Source organism: Rheinheimera sp. UJ51, assembly GCF_020819615.1.
Taxonomy (GTDB): Bacteria; Pseudomonadota; Gammaproteobacteria; order Enterobacterales; family Alteromonadaceae; genus Alishewanella; species Alishewanella maricola.
On sequence record NZ_JAJHOG010000010.1, the window covers coordinates 68,322 to 83,816 of the forward strand.

Genomic DNA, 15,495 nt, shown 5'->3' on the forward strand with positions numbered 1-15,495 from the left:
ATAATTACAGCGGATTTGACTAAAATTTGCGTTGATGCGTTGGGCTAAAAAGATAAAAGAGAGTGGGGCAACGAACCTGGTGTTAAAAAGTATTGAGCGAGGGGAAGAAGGCCAATAAGTGCGATTACCTATTGGCCAGAAACAACGTAGCTATTATTTTTTAGGCGCTTTTTTTGCCAGTTTTTTGGCCGCTAATTTACCTGGCTTTTTCTTTTTACTTGCGACTTTCGCTTCTTTATTTTTGGCGCGAAGCCCTTCAATGTTTCGACGTTTAAGTTTTTGCTCAGTATAACGTTCTACTTTGGCAACAATACTCATATCGTGTGCTTCGACTAGCGAGATCGCCGTCCCTTTTTTACCGGCGCGACCTGTGCGGCCAATACGGTGCACATACACATCGGCGCTACGTGGCATATCAAAGTTAATCACATGGCTGATGTCGTCAATATCCAAACCGCGCGCCGCTACGTCAGTCGCCACTAAGATGCGTACTTGGTTATTGGTAAAACGCGCTAAAGCTTGCAGCCGTTTATCTTGTGGCATTTCACCTTGTAACCAGCAACAGCGTAAACCGGCCGTTTCTAATTGCCCCGACAACGTGGCTAAACGCTCACGGGTTTTCACAAAAACGATCGCCTTGGTCACGTCTTCTTGCTGCAAAATATGAATTAACATGGCGAGCTTGTGGTTAATGTCATCGGCTAAATGACACCATTGCAGTATTTTGGCTTTTTCTTTGCGCGATGGGTGCGCTTCAATCCGCTCTGGCTCTTTTAACGAATGACTGGCGAAGCGCTCTAACGTGGCGCCTTCTAAAGTAGCAGAAAACAGCATCGTTTGCCGGCGGCGGCGCGCTTCTAACACGATACGGTTCATCTCGCCAACAAAGCCCATATCGAGCATCCGATCCGCTTCATCGAGGATCAGCACTTCCACTTCATCCGCTTGAAAGCTTTCTTCATCGAGATATTCAATCAGTCGCCCAGGGGTGGCGACTAAGATGTCATTGTTTTTTTCAAGCGTATCTTTATGGCTACCATAGTTCACACCGCCGGTAATTAAACCGATGTTCAGAGTAGTATGTTGGCTGAACTGACGGAATTCATCATACACTTGGTAAGCGAGTTCGCGGGTAGGCGTCATCACTAATACCCTTGCAAAACCGGGATCGCGGCGCGAGAAATCTAATAAATATTGAATAGCGGGTAACACAAACGCCAACGTTTTACCCGTGCCGGTAGGGGCAGACGCCATAATATCGCGGCCTTCTAACGCCAGTGGCAGCGCCAGTTGTTGGATCTGAGTGGGCTCGCTAAAACCGGCCGTTTCGAGTGCGCGATTAAGGGCGTCGTCGAGTTGAAACTCGGCAAATGACATGGGTAGTACCTCAAAGTTATGCTGTTTCCTTATGACATCGGCTGGCACTCAGGCTAAACTGGCGCGCGGAGGACGTATGTCAGCAGGTTTTCAATGTAAACAATTTACTATTGCGCATCAGCATTGTGCGATGAAAGTCGGCACTGACGCGCTGCTATTAGGGGCCTGGGCCCGGCTGCCAGCCAAGGGTGCTATGTTAGACATTGGCGCGGGCAGCGGTATTCTTAGTTTAATGTTAGCGCAGCGCAGCCAGGGTAAACAGGCAATTACTGCCATCGAGCTGGATGCTGCCGCGGCGGCACAGGCTGCAGATAATGTGCAACACAGTCCGTGGCCATCGGCCATCACGGTGATAAAGGGCGATATTCTAACCTATCAACGCGCGCAACGTTACGCTTTAATCGTGTCTAACCCACCTTTTTTTCAAGCGGCTTTGCCCAGTATAGATCCATTACGACAACAAGCCCGACATACCGATAGCTTGCCCTTTAGTGCCTTGTTACAACAAGCGGCAACGTTATTAATCCCCGAGGGGGAATTTTGTTTAGTGTTACCTGCGGTAAGTCAGCCGGCTTTTGATGCGGCAGCAACAGCGGGAGGCTGGCATTGCTTGCGCCGCTGTGCCGTGCAAAGTAAAGCGAACAAGCCGGTCAGTCGTTACTTACAAAGCTGGCGCTTTGCTGGTGAGAGGCAAGCGGTTGAGCTAAGCAGCTTACTGATCCACGCTGAAAACGGCGCTTATTCAGCTGAATATCGCGCTTTGTTGCGGGATTTTTATTTGAAGTTTTAACCCGATGCTTAGCCAATGGTGGCGATTTCGGTTAACACCTGTTCGACCCAGCTTTGCAGCCGGGTATCTGTTAACTCATACTGATTTTCATCATCCAGTGCTAAGCCATAAAACCATTCGCCATCTGGCGTAAGCGCTTTTGAGGCGATAAATTCATAACCACTGTTTGGCCAGAAACCTACTCGGGTGATGGCTTGTGGTGCCAGTGCCTCATGTAACATGCCCAGCGCATCTTGAAACCATTCGGCATAACCAATTTGGTCGCCCATACCGTAAAGGGCGATTATTTTTCCGCTTAAATCAACTTGGCTGATCTCAGGCCAGCGTGCTTCCCAGTCTTCTTGAATTTCGCCGAAGTCCCAAGTCGATAGGCCTAATATCAAGATGTCGTAATCTTGCATGGCGGCCAAACCGGTATCTTTTAAGTTGTGTAACGTCACCAACTCGGGGCCGAGTAGGGCTTGAATTTTCTCTGCCACCATTTCGGTGTAGCAGGTGGTAGAACCATAAAAAAGACCAATGTTCATCTGATAGCACGTGTAGTGAAACATGGCGGTATATTATCAGACTTGCCTGCGCTCGCCCATACACTATGCCTTGATGGCTAAATCCGCTACTATTGGCACACCTGAGATCGTTAAGCTTGCTATGAGCCAAACAATACATGCTGCCTTGACAGCCGATACGCAGCAGCGTATTCAACAATTTTTGGATCAGCTTTATTTAGAGCAAGATGCCAGCCCGCACACGTTAAGTGCTTACGGCTCGGATCTGCGGCATTTTGCGCTGTTTTGTCAGCAGCAAAATATCGAACTGCTCAGTGTTAGCGGTGATGATGTGAATGCGTATTTAGCCACACGCTACGATCACGGGATCAGCCCGCGTTCTGCCTCTCGGGTGTTAAGTAGTTTACGGCGTTTTTATCGTTACTGGCAGCAGTTGGCGTTGATAAGTACGAATCCGCTGGAGCATTTATTAAATCCAAAAATTGGCAGTAGCTTACCGAAAACCCTATCAGAAGCCGATGTTGATGCTTTGCTAGGTGCACCCGATTTAAGCGAGCTGATCCAATTTCGTGATAAAGCCATGTTAGAGTTATTATATGCCACCGGCTTACGCGTGACCGAGTTGGTTAGCTTAACCATGCAGCAACTGTCTGTGCAACAAGGTGTGGTGCGGGTGCTGGGTAAAGGTCGTAAGGAACGCTTAGTGCCTATGGGGGAAGAAGCACAGCATTGGCTAAGTCGTTATTTACGCGAAGCACGGCCACAGCTGTTAGGGAGTGCGCAAGATGTGCTGTTTCCGAGTAATCGACAACAAATGATGACCCGACAGACCTTCTGGCACCGTATCAAATTTTATGCAACAGTGGCGGGCATTAAGGTAACCTTGTCACCTCATACTTTACGACATGCGTTTGCCACGCATTTACTGAACCATGGGGCCGACTTAAGGGTCGTACAGATGTTATTGGGCCACAGTGATCTGTCGACAACACAAATTTACACGCATGTTGCGCAAGTACGCTTGCAGCAACTGCATCAACAACATCATCCGCGGGGTTAGTGCGGAACAAGGAACACTATGACATTCGGTTTAAAAACTTTAGCGGCATTATTTATCGCCAGTAGCCTACCGCTGACCGCTTTAGCAAATGAGGCTAAAATTACTGAATCGTTGGCCCAAGTTGGGCTAACGGTGCAACAAGTCAGCCCTTCGCCAATGACTGGCGTATCGCAAGTACTGACCGATCGTGGTTTGTTCTTTATGTCAGACGATGGCCGGTTTTTGGTTGCCGGTAATGTGCTGGATATGCAAAATTGGCAGCAAGTTCGTGGTCAACAAGTACCGACTAACTTAAAAGAACAGTTAATGGCTCCGATAATTGTTAAAAAGCTGGCCGAGCAAAAAGACAACGTTATTGAATATAAAGCCCCGAAAGAAAAATATGTGGTGCATGTGTTCACCGATCCCAGTTGTGGTTATTGCCGCAAATTACACTCAGAAATGAAAGAGTATTTAAAAGCCGGTATTACGGTGCGTTACTTGGCCTATCCCCGTGCTGGTGTTGCTTCAGAAGTGGGTTTACAAATGCAGCACATCTGGTGTGCCAAAGATCAACGCGGTGCCATGGACAATGCCAAGGTGGATAAATCGGTGGCTAAAGCCATGTGTCAAAACCCTGTAGCCACGCATTACGAGCTGGGACAGTTTATCGGTGTTACCGGCACTCCTGCGGTGATCCTGCCTGATGGTCAGTTGATCCCAGGTTATATGCCCGCAGAAGCCATGATTAAAGAACTTAGCGCAGGTTAGAGCAAAATTAGCCATTACTTAGCAGATATTGTGCGCTATGGGTTGCCCAACACGGCAACCCCCCTAGCAAAGGTCAACACGCTCTAGGAGTTACGCTTGCAGCAAAAACAGATCCTGCGCCGCGCCTTACCCACGGTAGCAGCCGAATTAGATAGCAGTTTGCATCCGGTGTTACGTCGGTTGTATTTAGGCCGAGGGGTACAGCATGCCGATGAATTGCAACGGCATGCCGCTGCCCTGTTGCCGTTTAATTTATTAAAGGGTATCGATACTGCTGCTGCACTGTTAATTGAAGCACTTGTCCAGCAACAACGTATTGTTATTGTCGGTGACTTTGATGCCGATGGTGCTACCAGTACGGCAGTGCTGATGAGCGGTTTAAAAGCGTTTGGCTTTAAATACCTCGAGTATATGGTGCCGAATCGCTTTGAATACGGCTATGGTTTAACGCCAGAGCTGGCTGAGATCGTGGTGGCGCAGGGCGCAGAGCTGATCATTACCGTCGACAACGGTATTTCGGCAATAGAGGGCGTTGCCTTAGCTAAAAAAGCCGGTGTGAAAGTGCTCGTCACCGATCACCATTTACCCGGTGCCGAATTGCCCCAAGCGGATGCGATTGTTAATCCGAATCAACCTGGCTGTACTTTCCCCAGTAAAGCGTTGGCCGGTGTCGGCGTGGCCTTTTACTTATTGTTGGCCCTGCGCGCGACCTTACGGCAACAAGGTTATTTTCAACAACAGGGCTTAACGGAACCGAATGTGGCGGAACTGCTGGATTTAGTTGCCTTAGGTACGGTGGCCGATGTGGTGCCACTAGATACCAATAATCGTATTTTGGTGCATCAAGGCTTAATGCGCATCCGTGCCGGTAAATGTCGGCCGGGTATCCAAGCGTTAATTGATGTGGCCAATCGCACGGCCTTAAAACTTACAGCAGCAGATTTTGGTTTTGCGCTAGGGCCGCGCTTAAATGCCGCCGGGCGTTTAGATGATATGGCGTTGGGTATCAGCTGTTTACTGGCGCCGTCGATTGGTTTAGCCCGGCAATATGCGGCAGAGCTAGACGCGTTAAATGCTGAGCGACGCAACATTGAACAAAGCATGCAGCAAGAAGCGCAGGCGTTTTTAAGCCAGCTGTCTTTTGATGGTAGCGAGTTACCAGAGTGTTTATGTTTATACCGCGCCGATTGGCATCAGGGCGTGATCGGTATTTTAGCCGGCCGCATTAAAGAGCAATTTAACCGGCCAACCATCGCTTTTGCTCAAGGTGATAACGGTGAATTAAAAGGCTCGGCGCGTTCGATACCCGGCTTACATATGCGCGATTTATTAGAAGAAATTGCCAGCCAGTACCCTGGGTTAATTAAAAAATTTGGTGGCCATGCCATGGCCGCCGGTTTAACTATTGCTGAAGAGCGTTTAGACACCTTTAAGGTGGCGCTGAGTTTTACCGCGAAAAAATATTTAACACCCGAGCAGTTAACCGCCGTGATCATGAGTGATGGCGAATTAGAACGTGATTGCTTTGAGCTCGATTTTGCGCAGTTACTGCAAAATGCCGGGCCTTGGGGCCAGGCCTTTCCTGAGCCGGTCTTTGATGGTGAATTTAAACTGCTCAGTCAAAAGATGTTAGCCGACCGCCATTTAAAAATGCTGCTGCAAGGCCCCGGCGGCAAGTTAGTGGATGCCATTTGGTTTAATGCCGATAACAAGGCGTGGCCCAATGTGAATATTCAGCAGGTACGCTTGGCTTATCAGTTAGATATTAACGAATATCGCGAGCAACAAAACTTGCAATTAATTGTGCGGCATATGGATGCCGTAAGCTAAGTTGCAGCTTGTTAAGCGCTTACGCTAATTTTCCAGATAATAACTGCCCTAAGTGGCAGTTTTTTTGTTATAATCCGCGCCAATTTTTTGGTCGAATTACAGGTTTAACCACAGCATGTTTGAAGTAAATCCGGTTTATAACAGTATTAAAGATCTGACTGAACGCACTAATGTGCTTCGGGGGTATCTTTGACTACGATGGCAAAAAAGAACGCTTAGAGGAAGTCTCGCGCGAACTGGAAGACTCTGCCATTTGGAACACACCGGATAAAGCTCAAGCATTAGGTAAAGAACGCTCGGCACTGGAGCAGGTGGTGGGCACTATCGACAGGCTAGATCAAGGCTTAGAAGATGTCGCGGGTTTAGTGGAATTAGCGGTAGAAGCTGAAGATCAAGCGACCTTTGATGAAGCGATAGGCGAATTAGCCGACTTAGAAAAACAATTGGCCTTACTAGAATTTCGCCGGATGTTTTCAGGTAAAAACGATGAGAACCATTGTTACCTCGACATTCAATCAGGTTCTGGTGGTACGGAAGCGCAAGATTGGGCCAGCATTCTCATGCGTATGTATTTACGTTGGGGTGAAGATAAAGGCTTTAAACCTGAACTTTATGAAGTGACCGATGGCGATGTGGCCGGTATCAAAGGGTGTACCATTAAATTTACCGGTGATTATGCTTATGGATGGTTACGTACCGAAACGGGTGTACACCGTTTAGTGCGTAAAAGCCCATTCGACTCGGGTAATCGCCGCCATACGTCGTTCGCTTCGGTGTTTGTGTCGCCGGAAATTGATGATGATATTGAAATCGATATCAACCCAGCCGATTTACGCATTGATACCTATCGCGCCTCGGGTGCGGGTGGTCAGCACGTTAACCGTACCGATTCTGCCGTACGGATCACGCACTTACCGACCAATATTGTGGTGCAGTGTCAAAACGATCGCTCGCAACATAAAAACCGTGACAACGCCTATAAGCAATTACGCGCTAAGTTGTACGAGTTTGAACTACAAAAACAAAATGCCGAGAAACAAGCACTCGAAGACACTAAGTCGGATATCGGCTGGGGCAGCCAGATCCGCTCTTATGTGTTAGATGACTCGCGCATTAAAGATTTACGCACCGGCATTGAAACGCGTAATACGCAAGCCGTGCTAGACGGCGATCTGGATAAATTTATCGAAGCCAGCCTAAAAGCTGGTTTATAAACTATAACTGACTTATTTATAAACTCACTCAGGAATCAAAAAATGTCTGAACAGCATACTCAACATGAAGAAATTCAGGATGTTAACAAACTGATTGCTGAGCGAAAACAGAAGTTGGCTGCGATCCGCGAGCAAGGTAATCCCTTTCCTAACGATTTTCGTCGCGCCCATATTTCTGATGAAATTCATGCTAAATATGATGCGTTAAGCAAAGAAGAGTTAGAAGCGGCCAAGGTTGAAGTGAGCCTTGCCGGTCGTATTATGACGCGCCGTATTATGGGTAAAGCCAGTTTTTGTACGCTGCAAGATATGGGCGGCAAGTTTCAGGTGTATGTGGCGCGTGATAGCCTGCCAGAGGGGCTGTACAACGAGCAATTTAAAAAGTGGGATTTGGGCGATATCGTTGGCGTAAAAGGCCATTTATTTAAAACGCAAACGGGCGAGTTAACCGTGTGGTTAAGCGAAATTCGCTTGCTGACGAAAGCGTTACGTCCGCTACCAGATAAATTTCACGGTTTAACCGACAACGAAGCGCGTTACCGCCAGCGTTATTTAGATCTGATCTCGAACGATCAATCTCGTAAAACCTTTTTAGTGCGTAGCAAAACGGTGTCTTATATCCGCCGTTTCTTTAATGAAGAAGGCTTCTTAGAAGTTGAAACACCGATGCTACAAGCCATCCCTGGTGGTGCCTCGGCACGGCCATTCGAAACACACCACAATGCTTTAGATATGCAGATGTTTTTGCGTATCGCCCCAGAGTTGTATTTAAAGCGCTTAGTGGTCGGTGGTTTTGAAAAAGTATTCGAGTTAAACCGTAACTTCCGTAACGAAGGCGTTTCAACGCGGCATAACCCAGAATTCACTATGTTAGAATTTTACTGGGCCTATGCTGATTACAACGATTTAATGGATTTAACGGAGAAGCTATTCCGTGGTTTAGCATTGGATGTACTGGGTAGCACCGAAGTGCCGTATCAAGGTGAAGTATTCGATTTTGGTAAGCCGTTTGCGCGTATGTCGGTTACCGAGTCTATTTTACATTACAATCCAGAGCTGACGCTTGAGCAGTTAACCACGCGTGAAGCGGTAGCTGAGTTAGCGAAGTCGCTGAAAATTGACGTTAAACCTAACTACGGTCACGGTCGTATTTTGATGGAAGTGTTTGACGAATTAGTTGAAACCAAACTGCGTCATCCTACTTTTATCACCGAATACCCCGCAGAAATATCGCCACTGGCGCGCCGTAACGACGACAATCCAGAAATTACCGATCGTTTTGAGTTCTTTATTGGTGGTCGCGAATTAGGTAACGGTTTTAGCGAGTTAAATGACGCTGAAGATCAAGCCGAACGTTTCCGTGAGCAAGTCGCACAAAAAGACGCCGGTGATGATGAAGCGATGTTCTACGACGAAGACTTTGTGACTGCGTTAGAGCACGGTTTACCGCCTACAGCAGGCCAAGGCATTGGTATTGACCGCTTGGTGATGTTACTGGCCGATGCCGCGTCTATCCGTGATGTGATCCTGTTCCCGCATATGCGGTTACATCACGAAAAGTAAGCGCAAGATACACAATAACGATAAGCCAGGTTAAGCCTGGCTTTTTTATGCGTTGAACAAGGACTTCCTTGCGTTAAATCCCCCCTGAGCTAAGCAAACTAACTGCTAAGCTAAAGCGTAACTTATCATTGAAAGCTTCGGCTGATGTCGCACTGTGCTCAAAGGTACATTGCAGTAGCCTGTCGCGAGCTGTTGCCCTGAGGTAACACTGCAAATAAGAATAACCTTTATCTACAGGAGAGCCTTATGCCTCGTTTAACCGCGGCCGATTTCAGCCCCGAATTGCTAGAACTGTATGATTTTTATGTGCATGGCCAATTAACCCGGCGTGATTTTCTAGAAAAAGCCACCAAATATGCTATTGGCGGTATGACAGCCTTAAGCATTTTATCGGCACTCACGCCTAATTATGCGCTGGCCGAGCAAATCTCCTTTAACGATCCAGAAATTAAAGGCAGCAACATTACTTACCCATCACCTAACGGCCACGGCTCAGTGCGCGGTTATATGGTGGTGCCTGCAAATCATAGTAAACCAGTAGGCGGCGTTTTAGTGGTACATGAAAACCGCGGTTTAAACCCTTACATTGAGGATGTGGCAAGGCGCTTAGCCAAGGCGGGTTTTGTCGCGCTGGCGCCAGATGGTTTAAGCTCGGTGGGCGGTTATCCGGGAAACGATGAAGTGGGACGCGAGTTACAGCGCCAAGTTGATCCAGAAAAGCTGATGAATGACTTCTTTGCCGGTATTGAGTTTTTGCGTGACAGCGCACTCACCACCAAAAAAATTGGCATCACCGGTTTTTGTTACGGTGGAGGTGTCTCAAATGCTGCTGCAGTGGCTTACCCAGAATTAGCGGCGGCGGTGCCATTTTATGGGCGGCAAGCACGCCCAGAAGATGTGCCTGCTATTCAAGCGCCGTTGCAGCTACACTTTGCTGAAACCGATCCACGGATTAATGAAACCTGGCCGGCCTATGAAGCCGCATTAAAAGCCGCGGGCAAAATCTATGAAGGGCATTTTTACCCTGGCACAAACCATGGTTTTCATAACGACTCAACACCACGTTATGACGAAGCCGCTGCTAATTTAGCGTGGCAGCGCACCCTAGGCTGGTTTAACCGCTATTTAGCTGATTAGTTCGGTCAAAATACTGGCAATAAAAAACGCGATTGGCATCCTGGCTAATCGCGTTTTTATCTTGTTTTATGTTAGCGCTGTGAGTTTAGTAAGCGCCGGCACTGTAGATTAATTCATAGCTGTGGCTATAAATTTCTAAAATATTCCCAAACGGGTCTTCCATATAGATCATGCGATACGGCTTTTCGCCCGGATAGTAATAACGTGGCTTCGGCATGCGCTTTTTACCCCCAGCTGCAACAATACGTTCTGCCAATTCTTCAACGTTTGGATCTTGCACACAAAAATGGAAAATACCGGTTTTCCAGTATTCAAAGTTGTTTTCCGGGTTTTGCTGATTGGTGAATTGAAATAACTCTACGCCAATGCGATCGCCGGTGGCTAAATGGGCGATGCGAAAACTGCCCCAGCCGGCACCAAACACGTCAGTACACATTTCACCAATGGCACTCGTGTCTTCTGTGATCTCAGTGGGCGTCATAATCAGATACCAGCCGAGTACCTCAGTGTAAAACTTTACTGCCGCTTCCAGATCAGGCACTGAAATACCGATATGTGAAAAATTTCTTGGATAAGTATTGCTCATCATTTAGCTCCTTTTTAACAGTGATCACAGTATATAAAGGCGCTATAATTATTTGAAATTATCATTTTTAATTAAAATAAGTATAAAACGTAATGATTAATCCGCAATGGTTACGCAGTTTTTGTACCCTAGTTGAAGTAGGGCACTTTACCCAAACCGCACAACGCTTGCATATGACGCAATCGGGTGTGAGCCAGCATATGCATAAATTAGAACAACAGCTTGGCGTGACGCTGTTAGATCGCCATGGTAAACAATTTACCTTAACGGATGCGGGGGAACGGCTGTATGTTGAGGCGCGTGAGTTGGTCGCGGCTTTGTCGAGTTTGCCGCAGCGCTTGGGGCATGATCCCGCTTTTCAGGGGGAAGTGAGACTGATGTCGCCGGGCAGCGTGGGCTTAAAGCTGTATCCGCATTTACTGAGCTTACAACAGCAGCATCGACAACTGATAATTGATTACCGTTTTGCGCCTAATCGCAGTATTGAACAGGCAGTCGCCAATGGCGAAACCGATATCGGCATTATGAGTTGTGCCGCCACACTCAGCAACGTTAGTTATGAAACCTTAACCACGGAGCCATTATTGTTGGTCACTCCGGCAGGTTGTACTGATCTTAGCTGGTCCCATTTGCAACAACTTGGTTTTATTGATCATCCCGATGGCGCTCACCATGCGGCGCTGTTACTTTCGGCTAATTACCCAGAGTTTCAAGGCGTATCATTTATTGCAAAACACGGCTTTTCCAATCAAATTGCTCTGATTTTAGAGCCTGTCAGTCGGGGGTTAGGCTTTACAGTATTACCGGCTTATGCAGTAGAAATGTTTGCGCAGCAAAGCCTCATTCAAGTTCACTCCCTGCCGCAGCCAGTCAGTGAAACCTTGTATTTAGCCACCCGTGCTCAGCAACCGTTGGCGAATAGAGTGCATACGGTAATCAAAGCGACTCAGGCAGGTTTAACCTGTCCATAGCGTGAATGTAAAGTCGTGATGTGAAGCGCCAGCGTGTATCATGCGCTCAGATCTTTAATTTAGCCTCATTCGGGCATTGCAGGGGCAACTGTTAGTAGTAAAAAATAAGCTCTGCATTTTAGACCTGATGTAGCGATGCGATCGCTAGATGGCGTCTCAGGTACGGCAAGCGTACCGGAGACGGGAGCGTTGTAGAGGGAGAGATCAAGGGAGTAGGTCTTGCTTTGGCTGCTCAAAGCATTTTTATCGCGTGCCTAACAATGAAGACTATCCCTTGAAGAGGCATCGTAATTAACGGATTACTTAGAACGATTGTGGCTGGCGCTTATCACGCACTAACCACCATACCAAATAGCCTAAAATCAGCAGGGGTAATACGGTGACGGCTAAGCTAATACCAATACCGATAATGGCAGCGATAACACCCACGACAACAGTAAATACCGTGGCTAAGATAGCGAGCAATGTAGGTAAGCAGTAAATACCGATAGCAATAATTAGTATGGTCGCGAGTGTTCTGTTCATGAGTCATTCCTTTTGATTAAGTGGTTTACCGCTGGGTTCAGCATGTTCCTTGTATAACAATCAAAAGTTATGCCAGAAAATAAATTAATTTATTTCAATGACTTATAATTTAAGGTTGGAGGTTGTGACAGGTTAATCATACAGATGTAGTGATTTTGACTAAGAGTTGGTCAAAAATTTAAACGCTAAAATATTAGCTCAAACAAAAACGCCGATAATCATATCGGCGAGTGAACTAGTGCTGGCAACATGCACCTTTACCTTTGGGGGCGGGTGCTAGAGTTTATTGATTTTTTCTTTTAACTGATAGCTAGGCTCGGTGACAATACTTTCGAGGGTGGCCACGCGATTTTTTAGTTTAGCAATCTCATTTTGTAACGCGCTAACATCTTCGTTGTTATGTTTTGCTTTGCCTTCCATATAGGTTTTATAGCCGGAAACGGCACAGCCACAAACGATAGCGATGGCGGCAATTTCAAAAGGTCCCATTAGTCACTCCTTTAACGATTTAAACGATTAATTTCTTCACTTAACTGATATTTCTTATCAGTGACGATACTTTCTAACGCGGCAAGCCTAGCTTTAACATGTTGTAGCTCTTCACGTATTTCTTTATCACCTTTGCCTGATGCTAAATGTTGATACTTGTAACGCATTTTCATTGCATCATAAAAGCAGCCACCGACAATCGCGACGACGACAATAACCACCACTCCGATATCCACTTTTTTGTTCTCCTATGCGTTTGCCTAAGCTTTATGTTAACGAGGCTAATCTGTTGACTGATTCATTGGCTGTGTAAAAAACTAAAAACATTGCAAACAAAATGCCAAAGTTTAAATTGTTTAATATCAATGTGTTATGTTTTGTTATTTTGCAAGGGTAGTGTATTCCCCAAAATAATGGTCAGCCTGACTTCAGTCTAGTGGTAAAATTCGCCAACGATAGCAAAACTTTGTAAAACTTTATGACTGATGAAGATTGGATGCGCCACGCCTTAATGTTAGCCGCTCGAGCAGAAGCCGCAGGCGAAGTACCGGTGGGGGCCGTGCTGGTTAAAGATCAGCAAGTGGTTGCTGAAGGCTGGAATCAGATGATCAGTTCACACGATCCGTCGGCACATGCTGAAATGTTAGCCGTGCGCCAAGCGGGCCAATTACTGCAAAACTATCGGCTACCAGCGTGTACCTTGTATGTCACGCTAGAGCCGTGCAGCATGTGCGCCGGTATGTTGGTGCATAGTCGTATTAAACGGCTGGTGTTTGGTGCCAGCGATTATAAGACGGGAGCGGCCGGCTCGATCATGGATTTGGTGTGTCATCCCAAGTTAAACCATCAATTAGAGGTGACCGCTGGGGTGTTGGCTGAAGAGTGTTCGATGATGTTATCGACGTTTTTCCAGCGGCGTCGCGCTGAGCAAAAGAGGCTTAAACAGCAGAAGGGGCCGTTGGGAATTGTTGAAAAGACGTTTGGTAATGACGGCGACGTCGATTTAACTTAACGGTCTTCACACTGCGTTTTAGGCGTCGCCGACTTGACGAGACGGTCAGTAAACGCCGCCGCCGTTTTAGCGACGGTCTTTTTTTATTTAGCATAGGGTTACCTAAAGTGTTTACGATTTTGTTAATAGTATGACTGCGTAAGCTCAGTTACAAGCAGCCGGTATGAATTTATTATGAAGAGGGTGGTGCTAAGGCAGACGACTCTTCAGATCCATTCGTTTCTTCGACCAGTTTTTGACGTTGTTGTTCCATTCTATCTTCCAGTTGCTGCCGTTCGTCCACGCCCACAAGGGTGTCGTAATAGCGACGAATATTTTCGACATACATTACCGCTTCATCACCGCGGGCAAAGCCAAAACGCGTATGTTGATACACCGATTTTTTGCGTAATAAAGGTAAGCGCTGTTTCACTTCAAGCCATTTATCCGGATCGGCGCCATCTCTCTGGGTTAAACGTCGCGCATCTTCAACATGACCCCAGCCAATGTTATATGAGGCTAAGGCAAACCATAAACGGTCTGGCATCGGGATCCGCTCTGGGATACGCGTTAATAACAGTTGCAGATAACGACTGCCCCCATCAATGCTATCTTGTGGGTCTAGCCGACTGTCTACGCCCATTTGCCGAGCCGTGGGCATGGTTAGCATCATTAAGCCGCGCACACCCGTGGGGCTGCGGGCTTTCGGGTTCCAGTGCGATTCTTGATAGCTTAACGCTGCCAATAAACGCCAATCCAATTCACCGGCATGTTGAAGAAACAGTGGTTTGAACTTCGGTAAGGTGTGGTCAATAGCCTGAATAAATTTAATGGTATCAACGTAATCAAACAGCTCAACATGGCCAAAATAACGATCCTCTAATGTCACTAAGTCGCCATTTTGATAAACGTGACCAAAATATTCGATCAAGACACTGTATAGGCTGTCATCTTGGCCTTTTTGAAGTAGCCAACCCACCGGCAAATTTTCATTGAGAGTAAAGGCAATACTGAGTTGCGGAAACAAACGGCGGTTTACCGCCAGTTGGTTTGAATCGGTCAGGGTATAGTTGATACTGCCGTCGATGACTTTTTGCAGTAATTCATCGGCATCTAATTCGGGATCTTCTACATACTGAAAGTCAGCGTTTTCTTGTTGTAAAATGGCCAGGCTTTCGGCATGGCTACTGGCTTTCATCACCACAACCGGCCCGGCTAGATCGGCAAATTCACGCGGCCAAGTTGCTCCTTGTCGGTACACCACTACTTCATTGATCCAGCGATAAGGCGGTGCGGCACGAAAGCGTTCAGTACGTGAGGGCGTTAAGGTTAGACCTCCGGCGATAAAGTCAACTTGGCCGGTTTCCAGTTTATCGAGTAACTCATCCAGGTGAAAACTGGGGGCTAAACTCAGCTCGACACCGAGGCGGTCGGCCAGTGCTTTGGCCAGTTCGTATTCAAACCCAGTAGGGCCATCTACCCCAATATAATAACTTGTCGGGCCATGTAAAATACCCACTCTCAAGCTGTTGCGCTGATAAATGTCGGCCAATTGCCCGGTTGTCTCGACCGCCGGTGGCGTGCAAGCAAACAGTAAGCAACAGCAGAGTAATAACAGCGTTTTGTGCATAATGGCGGTCCAACCTCTTTGATGAATGGCTGTTATAGCAAACTTCTTGCCGTCAGTCAGGTTTTTCGCATATCCC

The 15,495-nt window shown here is 47.0% G+C and carries 16 protein-coding genes; 9 read left to right on the plus strand and 7 right to left on the minus strand.

All coding sequences use genetic code 11. The annotated features are described in order from the left end of the window. Positions 1-153: 153 nt before the first annotated feature. On the minus strand, positions 154-1,377 hold the full coding sequence (srmB, locus tag LMJ53_RS12820; RefSeq protein WP_229586610.1) for an ATP-dependent RNA helicase SrmB: 1,224 nt from the start codon (positions 1,375-1,377) through the stop codon (positions 154-156). A gap of 76 nt (positions 1,378-1,453) precedes the next feature. Here srmB and LMJ53_RS12825 point away from each other — a divergent pair, with 76 nt between their 5' ends. Beyond that, on the plus strand, positions 1,454-2,167 hold the full coding sequence (locus LMJ53_RS12825; protein ID WP_229586612.1) for a tRNA1(Val) (adenine(37)-N6)-methyltransferase: 714 nt from the start codon (positions 1,454-1,456) through the stop codon (positions 2,165-2,167). Between the two features lie 8 nt (positions 2,168-2,175). On the opposite strand, the gene fldB is transcribed toward LMJ53_RS12825, so the two are convergent. Then, positions 2,176-2,694, minus strand: coding sequence for a flavodoxin FldB (fldB, locus tag LMJ53_RS12830; RefSeq protein ID WP_229586614.1), 519 nt, complete (start codon positions 2,692-2,694; stop codon positions 2,176-2,178). A 145-nt stretch (positions 2,695-2,839) separates the two neighbouring features. On the opposite strand from fldB, the gene xerD reads away from it, so the two are divergent. The 6 genes from xerD to yghX all read left to right on the plus strand — a co-directional run bounded on the left by xerD (position 2,840) and on the right by yghX (position 10,227). Continuing rightward, entirely contained in the window at positions 2,840-3,733 is an 894-nt protein-coding gene (gene xerD / locus LMJ53_RS12835; RefSeq protein ID WP_420778859.1) for a site-specific tyrosine recombinase XerD, read from the plus strand. Between the two features lie 18 nt (positions 3,734-3,751). Continuing rightward, entirely contained in the window at positions 3,752-4,483 is a 732-nt protein-coding gene (gene dsbC, locus LMJ53_RS12840; protein ID WP_229586652.1) for a bifunctional protein-disulfide isomerase/oxidoreductase DsbC, read from the plus strand. A gap of 96 nt (positions 4,484-4,579) precedes the next feature. Further along, positions 4,580-6,313 (plus strand): single-stranded-DNA-specific exonuclease RecJ, encoded by a 1,734-nt coding sequence (gene recJ, locus LMJ53_RS12845; protein ID WP_229586661.1) that lies wholly within the window; start codon positions 4,580-4,582, stop codon positions 6,311-6,313. A gap of 115 nt (positions 6,314-6,428) precedes the next feature. Further along, positions 6,429-7,527, plus strand: a protein-coding gene (prfB, locus tag LMJ53_RS12850; RefSeq protein ID WP_229586663.1) for a peptide chain release factor 2 whose coding sequence is annotated in 2 segments (ribosomal slippage) — positions 6,429-6,503 and positions 6,505-7,527 — 1,098 coding nt in all. Because the reading frame shifts where the segments join, the coding sequence is not laid out codon by codon here. Positions 7,528-7,569: 42 nt separating this feature from the next. Next, positions 7,570-9,090, plus strand: coding sequence for a lysine--tRNA ligase (lysS, locus tag LMJ53_RS12855; RefSeq protein ID WP_229586665.1), 1,521 nt, complete (start codon positions 7,570-7,572; stop codon positions 9,088-9,090). Between the two features lie 246 nt (positions 9,091-9,336). Next, positions 9,337-10,227, plus strand: coding sequence for a YghX family hydrolase (gene yghX / locus LMJ53_RS12860; RefSeq protein ID WP_229586675.1), 891 nt, complete (start codon positions 9,337-9,339; stop codon positions 10,225-10,227). Positions 10,228-10,312: 85 nt separating this feature from the next. Here yghX and LMJ53_RS12865 read toward each other — a convergent pair whose 3' ends face one another. Beyond that, positions 10,313-10,816 carry a lactoylglutathione lyase family protein gene (locus LMJ53_RS12865; RefSeq protein ID WP_229586677.1) on the minus strand — a complete coding sequence of 168 codons (504 nt, stop codon included), beginning with the start codon at positions 10,814-10,816 and terminating at the stop codon, positions 10,313-10,315. A gap of 89 nt (positions 10,817-10,905) precedes the next feature. Between LMJ53_RS12865 and LMJ53_RS12870 the strand changes: the two genes are divergently transcribed. Then, entirely contained in the window at positions 10,906-11,784 is an 879-nt protein-coding gene (locus LMJ53_RS12870) for a LysR family transcriptional regulator (RefSeq protein WP_229586679.1), read from the plus strand. A gap of 303 nt (positions 11,785-12,087) precedes the next feature. Here LMJ53_RS12870 and LMJ53_RS12875 read toward each other — a convergent pair whose 3' ends face one another. The 3 genes from LMJ53_RS12875 to LMJ53_RS12885 form a co-directional block, all read right to left on the minus strand. Next, positions 12,088-12,309, minus strand: coding sequence for a hypothetical protein (locus LMJ53_RS12875; protein ID WP_229586694.1), 222 nt, complete (start codon positions 12,307-12,309; stop codon positions 12,088-12,090). Between the two features lie 276 nt (positions 12,310-12,585). Next, a complete protein-coding gene (locus LMJ53_RS12880; protein WP_226751123.1) occupies positions 12,586-12,798 on the minus strand; it encodes a hypothetical protein in 213 nt (70 codons plus the stop codon). 11 nt (positions 12,799-12,809) lie between these two features. Next, positions 12,810-13,034, minus strand: a complete 225-nt coding sequence (locus LMJ53_RS12885) for a hypothetical protein (protein WP_229586696.1) — start codon at positions 13,032-13,034, stop codon at positions 12,810-12,812. Positions 13,035-13,276: 242 nt separating this feature from the next. Between LMJ53_RS12885 and tadA the strand changes: the two genes are divergently transcribed. Next, entirely contained in the window at positions 13,277-13,810 is a 534-nt protein-coding gene (gene tadA / locus LMJ53_RS12890) for a tRNA adenosine(34) deaminase TadA (protein ID WP_229586698.1), read from the plus strand. A 172-nt stretch (positions 13,811-13,982) separates the two neighbouring features. Here the strand turns inward: tadA and mltF are convergent, their stop codons facing one another. Then, positions 13,983-15,419: a membrane-bound lytic murein transglycosylase MltF gene (gene mltF, locus LMJ53_RS12895; RefSeq protein WP_229586707.1), complete on the minus strand. Its 1,437-nt coding sequence runs from the start codon at positions 15,417-15,419 to the stop codon at positions 13,983-13,985. Between the last annotated feature and the right edge of the window lie 76 nt (positions 15,420-15,495).

Coding starts and splice junctions, on each gene's coding strand:
- mltF (WP_229586707.1), bottom strand. CDS start 15,419: ATGCACAAAACGCTGTTATTACTCTGCTGTTGCTTACTGTTTGCTTGC.
- LMJ53_RS12825 (WP_229586612.1), top strand. CDS start 1,454: ATGTCAGCAGGTTTTCAATGTAAACAATTTACTATTGCGCATCAGCAT.
- LMJ53_RS12865 (WP_229586677.1), bottom strand. CDS start 10,816: ATGATGAGCAATACTTATCCAAGAAATTTTTCACATATCGGTATTTCA.
- tadA (WP_229586698.1), top strand. CDS start 13,277: ATGACTGATGAAGATTGGATGCGCCACGCCTTAATGTTAGCCGCTCGA.
- fldB (WP_229586614.1), bottom strand. CDS start 2,694: ATGAACATTGGTCTTTTTTATGGTTCTACCACCTGCTACACCGAAATG.
- LMJ53_RS12875 (WP_229586694.1), bottom strand. CDS start 12,309: ATGAACAGAACACTCGCGACCATACTAATTATTGCTATCGGTATTTAC.
- srmB (WP_229586610.1), bottom strand. CDS start 1,377: ATGTCATTTGCCGAGTTTCAACTCGACGACGCCCTTAATCGCGCACTC.
- dsbC (WP_229586652.1), top strand. CDS start 3,752: ATGACATTCGGTTTAAAAACTTTAGCGGCATTATTTATCGCCAGTAGC.
- yghX (WP_229586675.1), top strand. CDS start 9,337: ATGCCTCGTTTAACCGCGGCCGATTTCAGCCCCGAATTGCTAGAACTG.
- LMJ53_RS12870 (WP_229586679.1), top strand. CDS start 10,906: ATGATTAATCCGCAATGGTTACGCAGTTTTTGTACCCTAGTTGAAGTA.
- LMJ53_RS12880 (WP_226751123.1), bottom strand. CDS start 12,798: ATGGGACCTTTTGAAATTGCCGCCATCGCTATCGTTTGTGGCTGTGCC.
- lysS (WP_229586665.1), top strand. CDS start 7,570: ATGTCTGAACAGCATACTCAACATGAAGAAATTCAGGATGTTAACAAA.